The following is an 18,547-nucleotide window of genomic DNA, read 5'->3' on the forward strand; positions in this document are numbered from 1 at the left end:
GAAAACAAGAAGAAAGTGATCAGTTTTTTTATCGCAACTACTGTATGTACTATTATAGCGATCCTATGTCTGATCTGAAAAATTACATATTGCGGGTTTATACGGGACGGTGATATATTATGAGCGATAAGGTCGGTATAAAGGCTGACAGGTTCACGGCGACGGTGGCTAAGGTAGTGCGGGGTTATGAGGACGTTTCGATGTCCGAGATAAAGCGCCGCATAGCTGATGGTGATTACATCTATTCAGGCGACCTTTACAAAGCGGCGGAGATAAAGAAAGTTCTTAACCTAAATGATGAGCTGACAAATGCGGGCATAAACTGCCTGATGTATGTGCATGACGAGGTTACGAACACGGAGTATCTTAACAATCTGCTCGTTTCGTACAAGCAGACCGAGGAATGGACGGAGTACGTCATGGACATGGAAGCACAGGCGGAAAATTAAGGTCGTAAAACATAAAAGATAATGATAAAGCTTAGGCTTTTCATAATAAATCAAAAAACAGGAGGTCACAAAAATGGACGTAAAGGACATCACAAAGGCAGTTGGCGGAGACGGCATCGCTAAGGCAGTTGACAAGGCTGTTGATGCGGTAGCTGACAAGATACCTGTTTCCAAGTCGGTAAAGGACGACGTTAAGAAAGAGGTCAAGAAGGTAGCTACCAAGGAGAACATCGAGAAGGTAGCAACCAAAGAGAACATCGAAAAGGTAAAGGACGTTGCAGGCAAGGTCATCGACAAGGTAAAGGGTGACAAGTAAGGCGAACATCCGCGGGCTTGCGGGGCGCTGAGGTGTCCCGCTGGTACGCCCGATATTCAGGTGTTCAGTGCTTATAAGATGTGATAAGTCTTATAAGCAGTGAACATCGGTAAAGTAAAAAAACGAAGAGTAAGGAAAATATTTATGAGCGAAAATTTCATCGAGATAAAAGATCTTCGGTTTTCATATATAAATGATCTGGAAGAGCCTCCCGTTAAGACAGAGGTGCTGAAAGGTGTCACGCTGAATATAAAAAAGGGTGAATTTCTGGCGGTGCTTGGTCACAACGGTTCGGGAAAGAGCACCCTTGCAAAGTGCATCAACGCTATCAATCTTCCCGAGGCGGGGGGAGTATTTGTGGACGGCATGGACACGCTGGACGAGGACAATCTTCTGCCCATAAGACAGAGGGTGGGAATGGTATTCCAGAATCCCGACAACCAGATAGTTGCAACTATCGTTGAAGAGGACGTAGCTTTCGCTTTGGAGAACATGGGCGTTGAGCCTGCTGAGATAAGGCGGAGAGTTGACGAAGCCCTGAAAACGGTGGGAATGTACGAATACCGTCTGCACGCGCCTCACAAGCTTTCCGGCGGACAGAAGCAGAGAGTGGCTATTGCGGGTATAATCGCTATGCGCCCCGACTGCATACTCCTAGACGAGCCCACGGCTATGCTTGACCCAAAGGGTCGTGAGGAAGTCATGAAGACCATAAAGCTTTTGAATTCCCAGGGCGTGACGATAGTGCTTATAACCCACTATATGGAAGAAGCGGCTCAGGCTGACCGCGTGGTAGTTATCGACGGCGGCGAGCTTGTTATGGACGATGTTCCGCGGAAGATATTCTCACAGGTTGAGAAGATGAAAGAACTTGGTCTGGACGTTCCGCAGGTCACTGAACTTGCTTGGGAATTACAGAAAGCAGGGTTTGATATCTCCACAGAAATAATCGATGAAGATGAATGTGTGAAGAAGCTGGCGGAGCTGTTTGGAAAGTGACGGACGGTATGACATTAAGAGAAAAACTTCTTGAAGAAAAGCGTGTGGGTCACAGGGGCGGTATCTACAACAAGATGCAGGTGGATTTTGCTTACAATTCCAACCACATCGAGGGCAGCAGGCTTACCCATGACCAAACGCGGTATATCTACGAAACAAAGACAGTTGGGACAAGCGGAGCGAATGATGCTGTAAGGGTGAATGATATCATCGAGACAGTGAATCATTTCAGGTGCTTTGACCATATACTGGATACCCTTGGTGAACCGCTGACGGAAGTGTACATCAAAGACCTGCACCGCAGGCTGAAAAGCGGAGTTATGGACAGGTATGCCGTGATAGGAGAGTACAGGCAGGAAGCAAACGAGGTCGGTGGTATGCTGACGGCTTCACCTGATGAAGTTGGTATGAAGATGCGGGAACTTCTTGCGGAGAACGGCACTGAGATGACTTTATATGATGTGGCGCGTTTCCACATGATGTATGAGAAAATACACCCGTTCTATGATGGAAACGGTCGTACAGGCAGACTGCTGATGTTCAAGCAATGTCTGGAAAACGATATAATACCCTTCTTTATAAGTGATGACGACAAGATGTTCTATTGCATGGGGCTGAAAGAGTGGCAGACGGGTGACAGCGATGAAAGGCTGATAAACGTTTTTCTTGCGGCACAGGACTACACCAAGGCTGTGATGGAACATTTCGGGATAGAATATGACAGGACTTTTGTTGAATACTAGGATATAGTCAAGAGGAAATAATAAAAAGCGATCTAGCGAGGACGAAAAAATGCTTGTAACAGGTTCTGCACTAATAGCAGTATTGCTGATAGTGCTTGGAAAAACAGGAAAACTCAAACTGCATAAGACATCGTCGGCTATAGTGGCTATGGTTATGACAGCGGCGGTGGCGGGGCTGTATTTTGCCGAGGGTGCAAGACTTCTTGCGGCTATGGGCGTTAAAGTCACGGGGCTGAAAGGCAAGGAGTACGAGTACGTAAAGATATTCGGAAGTACATCCAAGGCGGCGATAGTTGCGAAGATAATACTTATGATAGTATGCGCAGTACCGTCGGCGGCGGGGCTGATATACACGGCTCAGGCACTGGTGAGAAAAGCGGTTATCCGTGAAGGCTATGAGGCTGACAATGTGTACTCTGCGCGGTGGGCTAAGGCTTCGGCATCGCGTGGGATAGCGGCGGCTGTGGGTATGATAGGTGCTTTGGCGCTGATGGTGATACTTGCACTACCCCATCTGGACGAGCTTATGCAGACGATGATGATAGTCTTGAATCCGTTTATCTTGCTGATATTCTGCCTTCTGACTTTCGGTATCGCACTGATACCGCTGACAGGATATTTTCTTGTGGTGAACGGAGTACTGTTCATGGTAGTCAGCGGGCTTGGCGCGGCGGCGCTGGTGCTGTATATCCTTTCGGTGATATTCGGTATATCCGCGGCGGGAAGTGCTGTAAAGAGCGGTGCGATAAGCAAGGGTCGCGGGACGATATACGGTCTGCTGAGTTTATTGGCGGGCTGGAACATCGTGGTATTTTGCAGCCTGAAAAAAGAGATATCGAAGAACGCAGGATAATGCGTTATAGTTTGGAGAAAGTAAAATGGCAGTGATAAAAACCGAGAAACTCACCTATGTTTACGGTGAGGGCACGCCCTTTCGCAAGGTGGCGGTGGATAACGTTGACCTTGAGATAGAAAAGGGTGACTTTGCAGGGATAATCGGGCACACAGGTTCGGGGAAGTCCACGCTGATACAGCATTTCAACGGACTTCTGAAACCTACAAGCGGTGCGGTATACATAGACGGCGAAAAGCTCTGGGACGATAAGGCTAAGCTTCGTCCTGTGATGTTCAAGGTGGGGCTGGTCTTCCAGTACCCCGAATATCAGCTGTTTGAGGAAACGGTGGCTAAGGATATAGCTTTCGGACCTAAGAACATGGGGCTGGACAAGGACGAGATCAACCGCCGTGTCAAAGAAAGCGCTGAGATGGTAGGGCTTTCTTCTAAGGCTCTGGAGAAATCTCCATTTGAGCTTTCTGGCGGACAGCGCAGGCGCGCGGCTATCGCGGGAGTTATGGCGATGGAGCCCGAAGTGCTGATTCTGGACGAACCTGCATCGGGACTTGACCCCAAGGGCAGGGAGCAGATACTGGGCATGATAAAGGATTACCACAGGCAGAAAGGCAACACGGTACTGCTGGTATCACATTCCATGGAAGATATCGCCAAGAATGTGAATAAGATACTGGTGATGAACGATGCGAAGCTATTCTGCTATGATGAGACGGTGAAGGTATTTCACCGTGCTGAGGAACTGGAAGCTATGGGGCTTGCGGTACCTCAGGTGACAAGGGTGTTCAACAGGCTGAAAGCTATAGGGATAGACCTTGGAGAAGATGTATATACGGTCGGTTTCGGCAGAGATCTTTTGCTGAACAGGCTTGGGAAGAGGGTTTAGGATTGATAAAGGATATTACGATTGGACAGTATTTCCCGGGTAAATCGGTGCTGCACCGCATGGACGCCAGGGTGAAGATACTGCTGACGGCGGTATTCATCGTTATGCTGTTCATGGCTAAGAGCATACAGGCGCTCTCGGTGGGGATAGTGTTCACGGTGGTGACGTTCATAATATCGCGGATACCGCTTAAAATGATAGGGAAGAGCCTGAAGCCCATAATACCCATAGTAGTATTCACGGCGGTGCTGAATCTGTTTTTCATACGCACAGGTGATGTGCTCTGGAAATGGAAGATAATAAAGCTTACAAGCGACGGTGTTGATACTTCGGTATTCATGGTGATAAGGATAATATGTCTGATATGCGGAAGCTCACTGCTTACCTACACGACTTCACCCATAGAGCTTACCGATGCTATCGAGAAGCTGCTGGGACCCCTGAAGAAGATAAAGGTACCTGTGCATGAACTGGCTATGATGATGACGATAGCCCTGAGGTTCATACCCACGCTCATCGAGGAGACCGACAAGATAATCAATGCGCAGAAAGCCCGCGGTGCTGATATGGAAACAGGCGGTCTGATACAGAAGACCAAGGCACTGATACCCATACTGATACCGCTGTTCGTGGCAAGCTTCAGGCATGCCGAGGAACTTGCGCTGGCTATGGAATGCAGATGCTATCACGGCGGTGAGGGCAGGACGCGAATGAAGCAATTGAAACTCAGCCTGCTAGACCTTTGGGGAAGCCTGTACTGCATGGTATTCCTTGCAGGGGTCATCGCGGTGAATATCATCACTAAATAGAAGTTTTCAGCATATCAACATATGCTGTGGATATGGTTTACAGAAAAATGTGCAAAAATTCTGGAAGACAATAGTATGTTTGAGGAGAATTAATGATGGAAGATATTTATTTCCCCGAACTGGGAATGAGCGAGAAGGAACTTATGAAGAAACTTCCGTTCACGAAGGCTACTAACGGTGCTACGGGTAAGACTCTGGATTTCTCGTGGTACGGCAGGATACCGAAGGGCTGGAGAATAGCTTTCGGTAAAGAGATGCTGACAGAGATGGCGGCAGAATACAAGAACTTCACAAGGCACGACAGAAAGGAATGGCGTGTCACGGGAGTTATGGAAAAGTACGGCGAACTTCGTATCTACACGGGCATGACTACTCCGGGAATGGATGACATTCTGGAGAAGTACACATCACTCAGCCACAAGAGGTGCCTTGAGTGCGGCAAGCCCTGTGTTCAGCGCGGCGACGGCTGGATATACACCATGTGCGAAGACTGCTACGAGGACATGGTTGAAAGGCTTGGTCACGGCGCTGGTATAAGGACGCCTTTTGACTGATAATTGCTGTTTTCTGCGGTGCGGTATGCTTCATGAGAGTTACCGTGGGGCAAGTATGCGCATTTTACGGCAGAGTAATGGTATACATATGAAAGGAGATGTCTGTAATGGGCGGTTTTTTGACCGATATGGATCAGGATCAAAAAATAATGATACTGGAGAGAAAGATACACAGACTTGAAAACAAACTGAATGGAGGCAGCGGTATGTCTAAGATACTGGAAACACTGATAGGACAGGATGTTACTTTGAATTTTGCATATGAAGAACTTAAATGCAGGGTACTTGACTGCGATGAAGACTGGATAAAGCTTCTGGTATACGGCAAAAAGAAGGATATGACGATAATACGCCCCGTATACGAGATAACCAAAGTAACACTTGACAAAGACGGGATATAAGTTTATAATATGAGATACTTCAAAATGACGCTGGCTTATGACGGCAGCAATTATCACGGCTGGCAGAGACAGTCCAATGCGCTGGCTGTGCAGGAGGTAGTTGAAGACGCTATCCTGAAGCTGACGGGAGAAAAGGTAGTCGTGCAGGGCTGTTCCCGTACTGACGCGGGAGTCCATGCAAGAGAATATGTGCTTTCTTTCGGGCTGGAACTGCCCATAAACTGTCGGGGTATACAGCTGGGGCTGAATTCATGGCTGCCCGATGATATCAGTGTCATAGGCTGCGAGGAAGCTGATGAGGGCTTTCACGCGAGATATATGTGCAAAGGCAAGGAGTACGAGTATATCGTACATAACAGCAGGATAAAAGACCCTTTCATGCGCAATACTGCTTTCAGGAACACTTATCCGATAGATGAAGTACTTCTGGATAAGGCGGCAAAGGATTTTGTCGGCGAGCATGATTTCAAGGCATTCTGTTCAACTGCCTGCGACAAAGAGATAACAGTAAGGAAGATATATCGTTTCGATGTCAGGCGTGAGGGTGATAAGGTCATCTTCACCGTGGCGGGAAACGGGTTTTTATACAATATGGTCAGGATTATGGTGGGAACTCTGCTTTTCATAAACGAGGGTAAGATAGCCGCTGACGCTATCCCCCGCATACTGGATTCAAAGGACAGGAAGAAAGCAGGCAAGACAGTACCGCCCCAGGGATTGTACCTGAACAAAGTTTATTATGATGAGGTATCGGTAGATTGAGCAATAGGAATAAGAACAGAAAAGGCAGAAGAAGAACTCGCCGCCCCGAGGACATCATCAGGGAAATAGATGAGATGGCAGAGCTTTCTGACTTCACGGAAAAGCCTGTGGAGAGTGTATCTGAGGAAAGCGGAGAAGCCATAGAAACGGCTGAGGAGATAGTATCCGACACTGTCGAAGATATCGTGGAAAATGCTGATAAAGCTGTAGAAACAGCGGAAGAAGCTGTGGAAGAAACTACAGAGGAAGCCGTGGAAGGATCAGCAGGGGATACGGAAGAAACTGCCGAAGTATCTGTGGAAGAAGATGCAGAAGAAACCGAACAGGAATCTTTTGCGGCACCTTTACAGGAATTTTTAGAGGACGAATATGAGGAGCCCGCGGAAGAAGAACCTGCGGAAGAACATATCCCCGAGCCGGAAGAGGTAAGAGAAAGACCTCACAAGAAGAAGCACAAGCAGTCCTCACAGAGGAAAAGATCTGCTCCGCCGCGAGATGAAGCGGAGCTGGCGAGAAAGAGCATAAAGCACACCCGCACAGGGGGCATACCGGATGAGGAACCCCGCAGACGCAGGAGAAAGCCCGCCCACAGAGCGCCTACTCCGGAAGAGATACGCGATGCAAGACAACGCGAGAAGAAAAAGCGGCGCGTAAGGACTATTGCGGCTGTGCTGATAGTAGCATTGTTCGCAGGCGGGGCATACCTTGCGAGAGGAAAATGGGTTCCCAAGCTGGAAAGTGTGCTGTACCGCCCTAAGGAGACCATAGTCAACGACGGCGAAGTAAAGAAGGGAAATTTCCCCCTTAGCTTTGACGACGGCGCGGTGAGCAGCATAAGCAATACAGGAAGCTACCTGCTGTGTCTGGATAAGAATCAGCTGAAATTCTATGATTCTGACGGTGAAGAGGTAAACTCATTCAGCCATAACTATGCAGACCCTGTTATGAGAACATCGGATAAGAGGGTGCTGCTTTATGACAAGGGCGGAAGCTCCCTGATGGTAGTCGGCAGAAAGAGCGAGATGTTCACGAAGTCGGTGAAGAACAGGCTGATAATGGCTGAACTGGCTTCAAACGATAATGTGGCTGTAGTGACTTCTGACGAGAGATACGCTGGCATACTGACGGTATATGACGGCAACGGCCGTGAGATATACAAGTGGTCCAGCAGTGCGTCGGTGCTGAGCGTTACATTTGACGAGAGCGGCAGCGGCTGTTTTGTTACAACGTATTCAAACAAGGGCGGTATGCTGAGTTCGGTGGTCAGGTATCTGACATTTGACTCGGAGGACCCTGAGATGGTGAGCGAATCTCTGCCTGTGCTGGCTTTGCAGGCTGTGAAAAACGAAAGCGGTGACATCTGGGTGGCAGGTGATACTGCATTCTACAGGCTTGACAGCAGGGGAAAGATACTTACCACATACAAATACGAGGGCACGATATCTGATTTTGCGCTGAGCAGCAGCTGTGCAGCGGTGGTGCTGGACGGCATACGGCGCAGGTCTTCTGAACTGCTGATATTTGACAGCAGCACGGAGAACGACCAGCCCGACAAGAGGGTGAAGGAATCCGACGGAATGCCCGAAAGACTGAAGATAAGCGGCAGCAAGATAGTTCTGCTGAAGGAGAACAGCATAGACTGTTATGACAGGTTCGGAAATCTTGATGCGACAGCTGAATGCAGCTCGGATTACAGTGATTTTGTTTACTTCGGTGACAGCGTATACTTCTGCGATTACCGCGAGGTGAACAAGATATCCTTTGCCACATAGGAGGAGTATCATGGCTTTTATACTTGATGCATCTGTGTTCCTGATACTTGTGGTGACCTGTATAGTGGGTTATACCAAGGGTTTCCGCAGGAGCATCATAGGTATGATAGCAGCCGTTATCGCAACGGTATCGGCTGCGGCTTTTTCCGATGCGCTGGCTGAACCTGTGTACAACAGGTATATGCGGGACAAGGTAAAGGCTCATGTGATGAAGGCGATAGAAGATGCCGACCCTAAAGAGATCGTCATGGATAAGCTGAAAGAGCGTGGCTACGGTGATCATTTCACTGAGGCTGAAATAGGGGAGACCGTTGAAAAAGGCGGCGACCTCGATAAGAATATCAGCGAACTTATGAAAAGCAAGGGATTCGGGCATGATGATATCGACGGACTTAATCAGGAGATAGACAGTTATCTGGATAACGAACTGCCCGTGAAGATCAGCAGCCAGATGGAGAAAGCCGGTCTTTCGAGGTTCAGCGACAGCATAAAGATATCCACTGAGGATATGCGTGAATGTGTCACGAGGATAGCTAACCAGAGCAAGGCGGACGCGGCGGATTACATCGTTGAAAAGGCTGTTAGCCCTATAATGACAGGTGTGATACGTTGTCTGTTATTTGTCATAAGCTATCTGGTTATGATACTTCTGCTGAAACTGATAGTGGCGGTATCGGGCATACTGGACAAGATGAAGGAAGTCAAAGCGGCTGACCGTTTTGCGGGGCTGGCGCTGGGTACCATACAGGGACTGCTTTACTGTGCAGTCATCGCCTGGGCGCTGAGCGTTTTCTGTCGGGCTACCAAGGACAGTCTGACGGTATTCAATGCGGGGATAGCTGAGGAGACTTATCTGTTCAGATATTTCTTTGACTTTTTCCACGGCTGACAGACCGGGCTTTTATTCAACGAAGTTCGGTACAGAGCGGTTATAATGAATAGGATATTTGCAGCCTTGCTTCACGCGGGGCGGAAAGGAGATAGATATGATAAAGTGTTCAAGGTGCGGCAAAAGGCCTGCGGTGGTATTCGTATCATCTGCAAACCCCAATGACCCTACCAAGGCGATGAAGAACGAGGGTCTGTGCCTTAGCTGTGCGAGAGAACTGAAGATACCTCAGGTGGAGGACTACATCAAGAAGATGGGTATATCCGATGAGGAAATTGAGGCAATGAACAACACATTTGATGAGCTGGACGACGGCTCGGACTTCGAGCCCGGCGGAAGCGGCACCATGCCCGATATACTGTCGAACCTTTTCGGCGGTATAAAGAATATGGCTGACAGTCTGGAGAAAAACCTGACAGGCGGTGAGGGCTTCGGCAGCATAATGCCCGATGCAGCACCCAAGAGAAAGTCTTCCGAGCAGGTTGAGAAAGAGCCCAGAGGAAAGAACGGCAAAAAGCTTAAATTCCTGAATAACTACTGCACCAATCTGACCAAGAAAGCCCGTGACGGCGAGCTTGACAACATCATCGGCAGAGACAGGGAGATATCCAGAGTTGAGCATATACTTTCCAGAAGACAGAAGAACAATCCCTGCCTGATAGGTGAACCCGGTGTCGGCAAGACCGCCATCGCTGAGGGTATCGCCCAGAAGATAGTTGCAGGCGATGTGCCTTTCCATCTGCTGGGCAAGGAGATATACCTGCTTGACCTTACTTCTCTGGTAGCAGGCACACAGTTCCGCGGACAGTTCGAGAGCAGATGCAAGGGTCTTGTGGAAGAAGTCAAGGCTGAGGGCAATATCATACTGTTCATCGATGAGGTGCATACACTGGTAGGCACAGGCGATTCCGAGGGCAGCATGAATGCGGCTAATATACTGAAACCCAGCCTTTCAAGAGGTGAGATACAGGTCATCGGTGCCACTACTTTTTCGGAGTACCGCAAGTACATCGAGAAGGATTCTGCACTTGAAAGACGTTTTCAGCCTGTGACGGTAGGTGAGCCTACTGTTGAGGAAACTGTAAGCGTTCTGGAAGGCATTAGCAAGTACTACGAGGAGTATCACAGAGTTCACGTTTCAAAGGAGAGCCTGAGAAAGTGCGCCATACTTTCCGAGAGATATATCAACGACAGATTCCTGCCCGACAAGGCTATCGACCTGCTGGACGAAGCCTGCGCCTGCACAAGCATACGCACTCCCGAGATAGCTGAGTACGATAAGGCTAAGGGCGAGCTTGAAGAGCACAAGGCTCTTATCGACACCTACGAGCAAAAAGACGAGCCCGACTTTGAGAGCATCGCCAAGGAGAAGAGCGAGATAAGCCGCCTGACCAAGCAGATAGAAGATCTGGAGAATAAGCTGAACGAAGTATACGTTACTGACGAGGATATATCCAAGGTCATCGAGCTGTGGACTGGTATACCTGCCAACAAGATAGCAGAGAGCGAGTTCGAGAAGATACGCAACCTGAGAGATGAGATGTCCAAGCGCATAATCGGTCAGGACGAGGCTGTTGACAAGGTGGCTAAGGCTATCAAGAGGACGAGAGTTCAGCTGGACAAGAGACGCAGACCTGCATCTTTCATATTCGTAGGACCTACAGGCGTGGGCAAGACCGAGCTTGTAAAGGTGCTGGGCGAATCCATGTTTGATGCCACCGAGCCACTTATCAGGATAGATATGTCGGAGTATATGGAGAAGTACAGCGTATCCAAGCTTATCGGCTCGCCTCCCGGATATGTGGGTTACGACGAGGCAGGTCAGCTGACGGAAAAGGTAAGGCGCAGACCTTACAGCGTGGTGCTTTTCGATGAGATAGAAAAGGCTCACCCCGATGTTATGAATTTACTGCTCCAGATACTTGACGAGGGCAAGCTGAACGATTCTCAGGGCAGGAGCGTATCCTTTGAAAATACTGTCATCGTTATGACTTCAAACGCAGGTGCGGCTGACAAGGATACAGGTGTGGGCTTCAACAAGACTGACACCGAGATAGCTGAGAACAAGGCTATGAAGGCTCTGAGAGAGTTCCTGAAACCCGAGTTCCTGGGACGTGTGGACGAGATAGTTATGTTCAACGCACTGAGCAAGGAGCACTACGAGAAGATCGCAGCGCTTATGCTGAACGAGATGAGAGTTCCCCTTTCGGAAAAGGCTATCAAGCTGGAATACACCGAAGACGCTCTGAAGCTTATCGCGGAGAAGAGCCACGGCAAAAAGCTGGGTGCAAGAGATATCCGCCGCGTGATAAGGGCAGAAGTCGAGGACAAGATCGCAGAAGTCATCGTGGAGAACGGCGAGGGCTGTATCGGACTTGTGAAAGTCGGTGCAGACGGCGACAAGCTTACCGTTACTACCGACAAGGACAGCAGTGTAAAGCTGGCTAAATCCGAATAATAATCAGAAACTTAGATCGCCCCGCAGGAGAGATATCTTCCGCGGGGTGTTTTTTTGCCGGCGAAACGAACCAATAAGTGCGTTTTTTGGCGAGATAAAAATTTTTTTTGAAAAATAAAAATAGTTTAAGGTAAAATTTAGCCGGGGATGTTATCATATAGACAAGATAAAGAAAGAGTACAAGAGCTAATGATATTTTCACCCTCTCCTATAAAAGTTTTACCGCAGAATGACCCGCGAATGATGTTCGCGGGCTGTTTTGTTTGTGGGCGATAAGTTGGTGTAAAACTGCTGCGAAAAATTTCGGAGAATCAGAAAATATTTAAGGTAAAATTTAGCCGAGGGTGTTATTATATACACAAGATAAAGAAAGAGTACAAGAGTTGATATGTTTTCGCTATCTCCTATAAATAGTTTTACCGCAGAATGGCCCACGAATGATGTTTCGTGGGCTGTTTTGTTTGTGGGGGAATAATTTACTGTGTATATACAGTTGGGTTATGGTGTATACAGTTCGTGGGGTGATATATACAGTTGGGAAGCGATTTTGAATGTTTGTTTGTGGAAAATACTTAATTTGAACACCGCAAATTGACAAGTAATTGTGCTGATATACAAAGAAAACGCCGACGTGTTGACAAATCTGTGCAAACTGTGTATACTGTATACATACAGTTCAAACTTAATGAACAGTGAGTACAGTTTTTGGTATCTTTAGGGCGGCGAAATAATAAAAAAGCCTGCGGGAGATATCTGAAACCTGAACGAAAGACAGGACACAGCAAAACGGAAAAGACAGAAAAACACAGACAACAAAAGCGAGATAACAGAAAGGAGCGGTCGATATGACAAAGCTGAGAAAGATGTTCGAGAGCAAGCCGAAGAACAGAGAGTCCGAGGGCGCGGCATTTTTGGCGATAGGTCTGATGTGGCTGATGATGGACGGCATGATGCCTTTGGCTATAACATTTATGGCGATAGGCTTGGGTGATATCGCAAAGAGCAGGAAAGAAAAGAACAGATAATTCCTGCGAAAAGAGAAAGACAAGGGAACAAAACTAAGGAGACAGCAAAAATGAAAAAGACAGAAAAGATACTGGATTCCATATGGAGCGTTATACTTTTTGATACGCTGATGGCGGTGATATTTTTCTCCCGCGGAATGGCGGCGGCAGGTGTGATTTTCACGGTGGGCACGGTGATGATATGTGTGCTGGCAGGTATCGCTAACAGAGTTATCCGTGTGAAGAAAGATCACTAGCAGTGGTGACAGTCTGAAAGTTGTCGGGAATGGCTGGCGGTCAGGTTGCTTGCGGGGAGATGGTTCGTGTGAACGGTATTTTTGCAGGGCGAGTGGGACGGTCAGAGGTAAAAGTTTGAAGTTCGGCGGGGATAACATAGATAAAAAACATATCTTCGGCGGACGGAATGAAAGATAGGACACAGCAAAACGGAAAGAGGCAGAAAATGAATATAGAGATAGATGCGCAGAGCCATCTGACCATAACAGAGCAGATAATAAGTCAGATAGAAAGGCTAATTGCTGAGGGGGAACTTAAAGCGGGTGATGAGCTGCCCGCAGTAAAGGATATGGCGGACAGATTACAGATAAGCCGTATGACCACTGCAAAAGCTTATGCTCTGCTTTGCGGGAAAGGTATTGCAGAGCAGAGAAACGGACGATTTATAGTCAGGGTAAAAAAATGATGCGGATATACCCGCGTATGACAGGGGTGGACTGATGAACATATTTATTGATAACAAAAGCGGTGCGCCGATATATGACCAGATATTCAATCAGATAAAAAGTCAGATAATCAGCGGAGCGCTGAAAGAGGACGAGGCTTTGCCCTCGATACGAAATCTCGCGAAGGACTTGAAGATAAGCGTGGTCACCACAAAACGCGCTTATGACGAACTGGAGCGTGAGGGCTTTATATACACCATAGCCGCCAAGGGCTGTTTTGTTGCGCCCAAAAATGTGGAGCTTATAAGAGAAGCCAATCTGCGAAAGATAGAAGAGCTGATGGCTGAGATAGGAAAGCTGGCGGCAAGCTGCGGGCTTTCAAAACAAGAGATAATTGAGATGTTTGAATACATCTCGGAGGAGGAGTAACAAATGGAGAATGCGATAGAGATCAGGGGTCTTGTAAAGGAGTACAAGGATTTTAAGCTGGACAGTGTTGACCTTACTCTACCCGGGGGATGTATACTGGGTCTCATAGGTGAAAACGGCGCAGGCAAATCCACGATGATAAAATGCCTGCTGGGTATAATACACAAGAACCAGGGCAGTATAACCATCCTCGGCAGAGATGCCGACAAGGAGCTGGCGGACATCAAGGAAGATGTGGGCGTAGTCCTTGACGATGTGGGTATACCCGATACTTTCAAGTACAAGCAGATAAACTCAGTGATGAAGTGTACTTTCAGAAACTGGGACGAGGCGGTATTTGAGGGCTATATGGACAAGTTCGGACTGCCGAAGAACAAGAAGTTCAAGGATTTTTCCCGCGGCATGAAGATGAAGATGGGCATAGCCATAGCACTTTCCCACAACGCAAAACTGCTGGTACTGGACGAGGCTACCAACGGTCTTGACCCTGTTATCAGGGACGAGGTGACGGATATATTCTATGAGTTCACTAGAGATGAGAAACATTCCATACTGATATCCTCACACATCGTAAGCGATCTGGAGAAGCTCTGCGATTACATATCATTCATACACAAGGGCAGGGTACTGCTGAACGAGGAAAAGGATATTCTTTTAGAGGAGTATGCGATACTCAGCTGTACCGAGGATGATCTAAGTGAGCTTGACCCCGATGCCATAAGGGGCAAAAAGTCGGGCAAGTACGGTGTACAGGCTTTAGTTAAGCGTGACGGTGTTCCTGCGGGCATGAATCTCAGCCCTGTGACTATTGAGGAACTGTTTGTATTTATGATAAAGGAGATAGCCTGATGAGAGGTCTTTTGGTAAAGGATATGTTGTTTATCCGCCAAAGCTGGCCGGTGTTTGCATATCCTTTATATTTAACGTTAATGTGTGCGATCATGACGGGGGCTTCAGGAAAATTTTACCCTGCGTTAGGTCCTGCCATTGCAGCGACCTTTTGTTTACTGCCGCTGATGGTCATAGCTGACGATCACCGCACGGGCTACGAAAAGACGCTGGCATTTACACCCATATCAAAGGAAAAAATGATCGGCGCAAGATATCTGCTGAACTTGATCGTGAGTCTGGCAGGATGCCTGATGGTATCGCTGATACTTGGTATAGGCGCTATGATAGGTTCGGTACCGATGAGTGGATTATTGACCACCGCAATAATGTTCATGGTGACTGCACTGGTCATTCCATCGGCAAGCCTGCCGCTGATATACTTCTTCAAAAGGGCGAACACCGTAATGGGGTTTTCGATGATGATCTTATGTGCGATCACAGCTCTGGCATTTATTTTCAGAGACAAGATCGATTTTTCCGTGGGCACGGCGGCTGTGATGTTTGCGGCAACGCTGGTGATGATGGCGGTATCCTATATGATATCGGTAAGGATATTCAGGAAAACAGAAATATGTTAGAAAACAAAAGAGGGTGAAGACGATGAAAGGTCTTTTGGTAAAGGAAAAATACAGCATATGCAACACCTGCAAGTTATTTTTTATAGTGCCTTTGGCTTTTTATGCGGTGATGATAATCGGAACAGTGCTGAAAGGGCAGAAGCTGGCAGGTTTTCCCGTGGGCATGATATTCATGATGATGGGGCTGATGCCTGCATCTATCATCAATCAGGAGGTGCAGAGCAAATGGCACATCGGTGTACTGACCATGCCCTACACCCGCAATCAGATAGTCAGCTCGAAGTACATAATGGCGCTGATAATTACTTTTATCACACTGATCGTGACGGGTGATGTGATGATATCATGTCTGCTGATTAGCGGACAAATGGACAGTGAAAATGTGCTGAACGCAGTTAAAATGCTTTTCGGCGGTATTGGCATGGGGCTCATGCCTTCGATAATATTCATGCCTGTAAACTTCAAGTTCTATAATACCGTAGGCGGTTTAAGGGTATTGATAGGTGCGCTGCTGGGCGGATTCATGGGTGGCTCGAACATGATGATAATGGACAGTGTACAGGACGGCGGGATATTTGGCGGCGGATTTGTATTCATGTGCCTGTCGATAGTATTGTTCTTGATATCTTGGGGAGTATCCATACTCCTGTTCAGGAAGAAGGATGCATGATATGGCAAGTAATAAGATCAAAGGACTGTTTCTCAGCGAATGGTACACGATGAGAGGAATGTTCATCGCTGTGAGCGTAATGGTGATATGCGGTCTGCTGAGTAATGTTTTCATGGTAGCGGCAACAGGAGAGGCAAGTATCGGTTTTTTATCGATATTCGGCGGAATGGGCGTGATGCTTATGGCATCGTCATTTGCCTATGACGGCATGAAGTGCATAGGCACGTTCAAAAAGTCGATGCCATATTCGGAGCATGATATTGTACTGGCAAGATTTATGCCGCCTGTTATGATAGCTGTTTTTGAATTGGTGTTCCTGCCGCTGGGAATGATTATCGGCGGGCTGATACACGGTTCGTTCAGCGAGGGATTTGCAGGTCAGGCGGCATTTGTTACAGTTGTGAATCTATTCTACGTATCGGTGCCTGTACTGACATACTATCCGCTGTGTTTCAAGTTCGGTTATCAGAAAGTACAGTTATTTTACAGTATTTTCGCAACGATATTAATGTCAAGTTCAGTAGTACTTTCAATGACTAGCATTACGAGTATGTCGGACGAAAGCGGACACAGTTCAACAGTAGACAAGGCTGTGCATTTATCGATGCCTGTGTCTGTCTGTGCAGTCATAATTGCAGTTCTGGCGGTATTATATGTTCTGGCTTTCAGGGTGTCGGTGAAAGAGTATTCTAAGAGAGATGAATAACAATACAAAAAGACTGTTGCCTTACGCAGCAGTCTTTTTGCTTTGAAAAAAAATATGGTTGGTGCTTTAAATAAGCTTTGTACGCATATAGGTCAGGAGCTTTTTCTCCCGACGGGATACCTGCACCTGTGTCATACCGAGTATCCCTGCGGCTTTGGTCTGGGTCAAGCCTTTGAAGTAGCGCAGGTGTATCAGCTTTCTGTCCTCGGCTGAAAGTTCCGCCAGGACTTGCCTTAGTGCCAGTTTATCGGTGATCTCCTCATCTGGCGGGTCAACCGGCAGGTCTGTCTGGGAATCGCCGTCCTCATCACCCATGGTAAGGCTGAGGGCGGGCTGAGAGGAATTCAGGGCGGCGATGATATCCTCTGGGTCGGCGGTTAGGAGTTCCGAGAGTTCGGATACGGTGGGCTCCCTGCCGTTTTTGTGTATGAAAGACTGGGTGGTGCGGGTAATTTTCATGGAAAGTTCTTTCAGGCTTCTGGAGACTTTTACCGTTCCGCCGTCGCGGAAAAGCCGCTTTATCTCCCCGAGTATAACGGGTACTGCGTAGGTGGAGAACTTAACTCCGCGGCTTTCATCAAAGGCTTTTGAAGCTTTTACAAGCCCCATGCATCCCGCACTGTAAAGGTCATCGTACTCTATCCCACGCCCGCGGAAACGGTTGGCGCAAAGGTGTACAAGCCCGAGGTTGTCCTCGGGAAGATGGCTCTCCTCGCGGCTCATAGGCGTTTTTTACCCTGCACGGTGCGCTCGAGTATTACTGTCGTGCCTTTGCCGGGCTTGCTTTTTACTTTGATCTTTTCCATAAAAGTTTCCATGATGGTAAAGCCGAGACCCGCGCGGTCTTCCTCGGGGGAGGTGGTGTACAGCGGGGTCATAGCCTGTTCCACATCGGGTATCCCACAGCCTTTATCCTGTATCTTTATACTTATGCGGGAATCCTTGAAGATGCGCACCTGCATCATAACTTCGCCTGCTGTATCACGGTAGCCGTGAACTATGGCGTTGGTGACTGCTTCGGAAACTGCTGTCTTTATATCCGATAACTCCGAGATATTAGGGTCAAGCACCGAGAGAAATCCGCTGACGGCAAGGCGGGCAAAGCGCTCGTTTTCCGACAGGGCGGGGAATGTCAGTGTCATTTCGTTAAGTGGTCTGAGGGGCGGTCTGCTCAATTTTCTCAGCCTCCTTTTCTTTGAAAATATCTTTGGGTATAAGACCGCGCAGGTCATCGGTTATGGGTGCGAGCCTGTCCACCCCTGCAAGGCGAAGCACTTTTTTTATGTAGGCAGGCGGTCTGGCGACGATGACTTCGCCCCCCTGGTCGTTCATTATCCTGTATCTGCCCATTATAAGCCCTATGCCCGAGCTGTCCATGAATGTGACGGACGAAAAGTCGATGACAAGTCGGCGGGGGCGTTTTTCGGCTAATTCACGGTCTATATCAGTGCGCATGAGCCTTGCGGTATGGTGGTCGAGGTCGCCCGAAAGCTCCGCAAGGGTCACGCCGCCTGTGGTCAAAATTCTTATCAATTTAACTGTCCTCCTTTATTTTTCAGCCGCGGTGGGGGCTGTCGGTATCATCATGATAGCACGGCGCGGGCGGGAAATTTGTCAAAAGCGGGGAGTGTCACGGATAAGACATTCGGCATAATATGACATCGGAGGGGCTGAGAAGTCCCTTTTGATAAGAAACGG

Annotated in this window: 24 protein-coding genes; 21 read left to right on the forward strand and 3 right to left on the reverse strand. The window is 48.0% G+C overall.

What is annotated here, in order from left to right:
* The first annotated feature begins 119 nt into the window (after positions 1-119).
* From BMY75_RS08615 to BMY75_RS08720, 21 genes are all read left to right on the forward strand, one after another.
* Positions 120-449 (forward strand): hypothetical protein, encoded by a 330-nt coding sequence (locus tag BMY75_RS08615; protein ID WP_074832630.1) that lies wholly within the window; start codon positions 120-122, stop codon positions 447-449.
* 73 nt (positions 450-522) lie between these two features.
* Positions 523-765 carry a hypothetical protein gene (locus BMY75_RS08620; RefSeq protein ID WP_074832633.1) on the forward strand — a complete coding sequence of 81 codons (243 nt, stop codon included), beginning with the start codon at positions 523-525 and terminating at the stop codon, positions 763-765.
* Between the two features lie 144 nt (positions 766-909).
* Positions 910-1,764: an energy-coupling factor transporter ATPase gene (locus tag BMY75_RS08625; RefSeq protein ID WP_074832637.1), complete on the forward strand. Its 855-nt coding sequence runs from the start codon at positions 910-912 to the stop codon at positions 1,762-1,764.
* 8 nt (positions 1,765-1,772) lie between these two features.
* Entirely contained in the window at positions 1,773-2,507 is a 735-nt protein-coding gene (locus BMY75_RS08630) for a Fic family protein (protein WP_074832960.1), read from the forward strand.
* A 49-nt stretch (positions 2,508-2,556) separates the two neighbouring features.
* On the forward strand, positions 2,557-3,360 hold the full coding sequence (locus tag BMY75_RS08635; RefSeq protein ID WP_074832639.1) for a hypothetical protein: 804 nt from the start codon (positions 2,557-2,559) through the stop codon (positions 3,358-3,360).
* A gap of 25 nt (positions 3,361-3,385) precedes the next feature.
* Positions 3,386-4,243, forward strand: a complete 858-nt coding sequence (locus tag BMY75_RS08640) for an energy-coupling factor transporter ATPase (RefSeq protein ID WP_074832642.1) — start codon at positions 3,386-3,388, stop codon at positions 4,241-4,243.
* A 2-nt stretch (positions 4,244-4,245) separates the two neighbouring features.
* Positions 4,246-5,052 (forward strand): energy-coupling factor transporter transmembrane component T family protein, encoded by an 807-nt coding sequence (locus BMY75_RS08645; protein WP_074832645.1) that lies wholly within the window; start codon positions 4,246-4,248, stop codon positions 5,050-5,052.
* 95 nt (positions 5,053-5,147) lie between these two features.
* Positions 5,148-5,606, forward strand: a complete 459-nt coding sequence (locus BMY75_RS08650; RefSeq protein WP_242940209.1) for a hypothetical protein — start codon at positions 5,148-5,150, stop codon at positions 5,604-5,606.
* A gap of 107 nt (positions 5,607-5,713) precedes the next feature.
* Positions 5,714-6,007 (forward strand): hypothetical protein, encoded by a 294-nt coding sequence (locus BMY75_RS08655; RefSeq protein ID WP_074832651.1) that lies wholly within the window; start codon positions 5,714-5,716, stop codon positions 6,005-6,007.
* Positions 6,008-6,016: 9 nt separating this feature from the next.
* Entirely contained in the window at positions 6,017-6,769 is a 753-nt protein-coding gene (truA, locus tag BMY75_RS08660) for a tRNA pseudouridine(38-40) synthase TruA (RefSeq protein WP_074832654.1), read from the forward strand.
* The gene (locus BMY75_RS08665) at positions 6,766-8,541 is read left to right on the forward strand and encodes a DUF5711 family protein (protein WP_242940210.1); all 1,776 of its coding nucleotides are present in this window, start codon (positions 6,766-6,768) and stop codon (positions 8,539-8,541) included. The genes truA and BMY75_RS08665 overlap by 4 nt, the downstream gene beginning before the upstream one ends.
* Before the next feature lie 10 nt (positions 8,542-8,551).
* The gene (locus BMY75_RS08670) at positions 8,552-9,430 is read left to right on the forward strand and encodes a CvpA family protein (protein WP_074832660.1); all 879 of its coding nucleotides are present in this window, start codon (positions 8,552-8,554) and stop codon (positions 9,428-9,430) included.
* 97 nt (positions 9,431-9,527) lie between these two features.
* Entirely contained in the window at positions 9,528-11,888 is a 2,361-nt protein-coding gene (locus tag BMY75_RS08675) for an ATP-dependent Clp protease ATP-binding subunit (protein WP_170844276.1), read from the forward strand.
* An 845-nt stretch (positions 11,889-12,733) separates the two neighbouring features.
* Positions 12,734-12,913, forward strand: coding sequence for a hypothetical protein (locus tag BMY75_RS08685; protein ID WP_074832667.1), 180 nt, complete (start codon positions 12,734-12,736; stop codon positions 12,911-12,913).
* A gap of 50 nt (positions 12,914-12,963) precedes the next feature.
* Positions 12,964-13,149, forward strand: a complete 186-nt coding sequence (locus BMY75_RS08690; protein ID WP_074832670.1) for a hypothetical protein — start codon at positions 12,964-12,966, stop codon at positions 13,147-13,149.
* Positions 13,150-13,355: 206 nt separating this feature from the next.
* Entirely contained in the window at positions 13,356-13,595 is a 240-nt protein-coding gene (locus BMY75_RS08695; protein ID WP_074832673.1) for a GntR family transcriptional regulator, read from the forward strand.
* A gap of 34 nt (positions 13,596-13,629) precedes the next feature.
* The gene (locus BMY75_RS08700; RefSeq protein WP_074832675.1) at positions 13,630-14,004 is read left to right on the forward strand and encodes a GntR family transcriptional regulator; all 375 of its coding nucleotides are present in this window, start codon (positions 13,630-13,632) and stop codon (positions 14,002-14,004) included.
* A 3-nt stretch (positions 14,005-14,007) separates the two neighbouring features.
* Positions 14,008-14,853: an ABC transporter ATP-binding protein gene (locus BMY75_RS08705; protein ID WP_074832679.1), complete on the forward strand. Its 846-nt coding sequence runs from the start codon at positions 14,008-14,010 to the stop codon at positions 14,851-14,853.
* Complete coding sequence (locus tag BMY75_RS08710; protein ID WP_074832684.1) at positions 14,853-15,473, forward strand: ABC-2 transporter permease; 621 nt, start codon at positions 14,853-14,855, stop codon at positions 15,471-15,473. The genes BMY75_RS08705 and BMY75_RS08710 overlap by 1 nt, the downstream gene beginning before the upstream one ends.
* 22 nt (positions 15,474-15,495) lie before the next feature.
* On the forward strand, positions 15,496-16,143 hold the full coding sequence (locus BMY75_RS08715) for an ABC-2 transporter permease (RefSeq protein WP_074832687.1): 648 nt from the start codon (positions 15,496-15,498) through the stop codon (positions 16,141-16,143).
* A gap of 1 nt (position 16,144) precedes the next feature.
* Positions 16,145-16,849: an ABC-2 transporter permease gene (locus BMY75_RS08720; protein ID WP_170844277.1), complete on the forward strand. Its 705-nt coding sequence runs from the start codon at positions 16,145-16,147 to the stop codon at positions 16,847-16,849.
* 66 nt (positions 16,850-16,915) lie between these two features.
* On the opposite strand, the gene BMY75_RS08725 is transcribed toward BMY75_RS08720, so the two are convergent.
* Genes BMY75_RS08725 through BMY75_RS08735 form a run of 3 tightly spaced genes read right to left on the reverse strand, consistent with a single transcriptional unit; the run spans position 16,916 to position 18,382 of the window.
* Entirely contained in the window at positions 16,916-17,572 is a 657-nt protein-coding gene (locus BMY75_RS08725; protein WP_074832692.1) for a sigma-70 family RNA polymerase sigma factor, read from the reverse strand.
* Positions 17,569-17,991: an anti-sigma F factor gene (gene spoIIAB, locus BMY75_RS08730; protein WP_074832966.1), complete on the reverse strand. Its 423-nt coding sequence runs from the start codon at positions 17,989-17,991 to the stop codon at positions 17,569-17,571. The genes BMY75_RS08725 and spoIIAB overlap by 4 nt, the downstream gene beginning before the upstream one ends.
* Positions 17,992-17,995: 4 nt before the next feature.
* Positions 17,996-18,382, reverse strand: a complete 387-nt coding sequence (locus BMY75_RS08735) for an STAS domain-containing protein (RefSeq protein WP_074832695.1) — start codon at positions 18,380-18,382, stop codon at positions 17,996-17,998.
* Positions 18,383-18,547: the final 165 nt, after the last annotated feature.

The organism is Hominimerdicola alba, from assembly GCF_900109655.1.
GTDB lineage: Bacteria > Bacillota > Clostridia > Oscillospirales > Ruminococcaceae > Hominimerdicola > Hominimerdicola alba_B.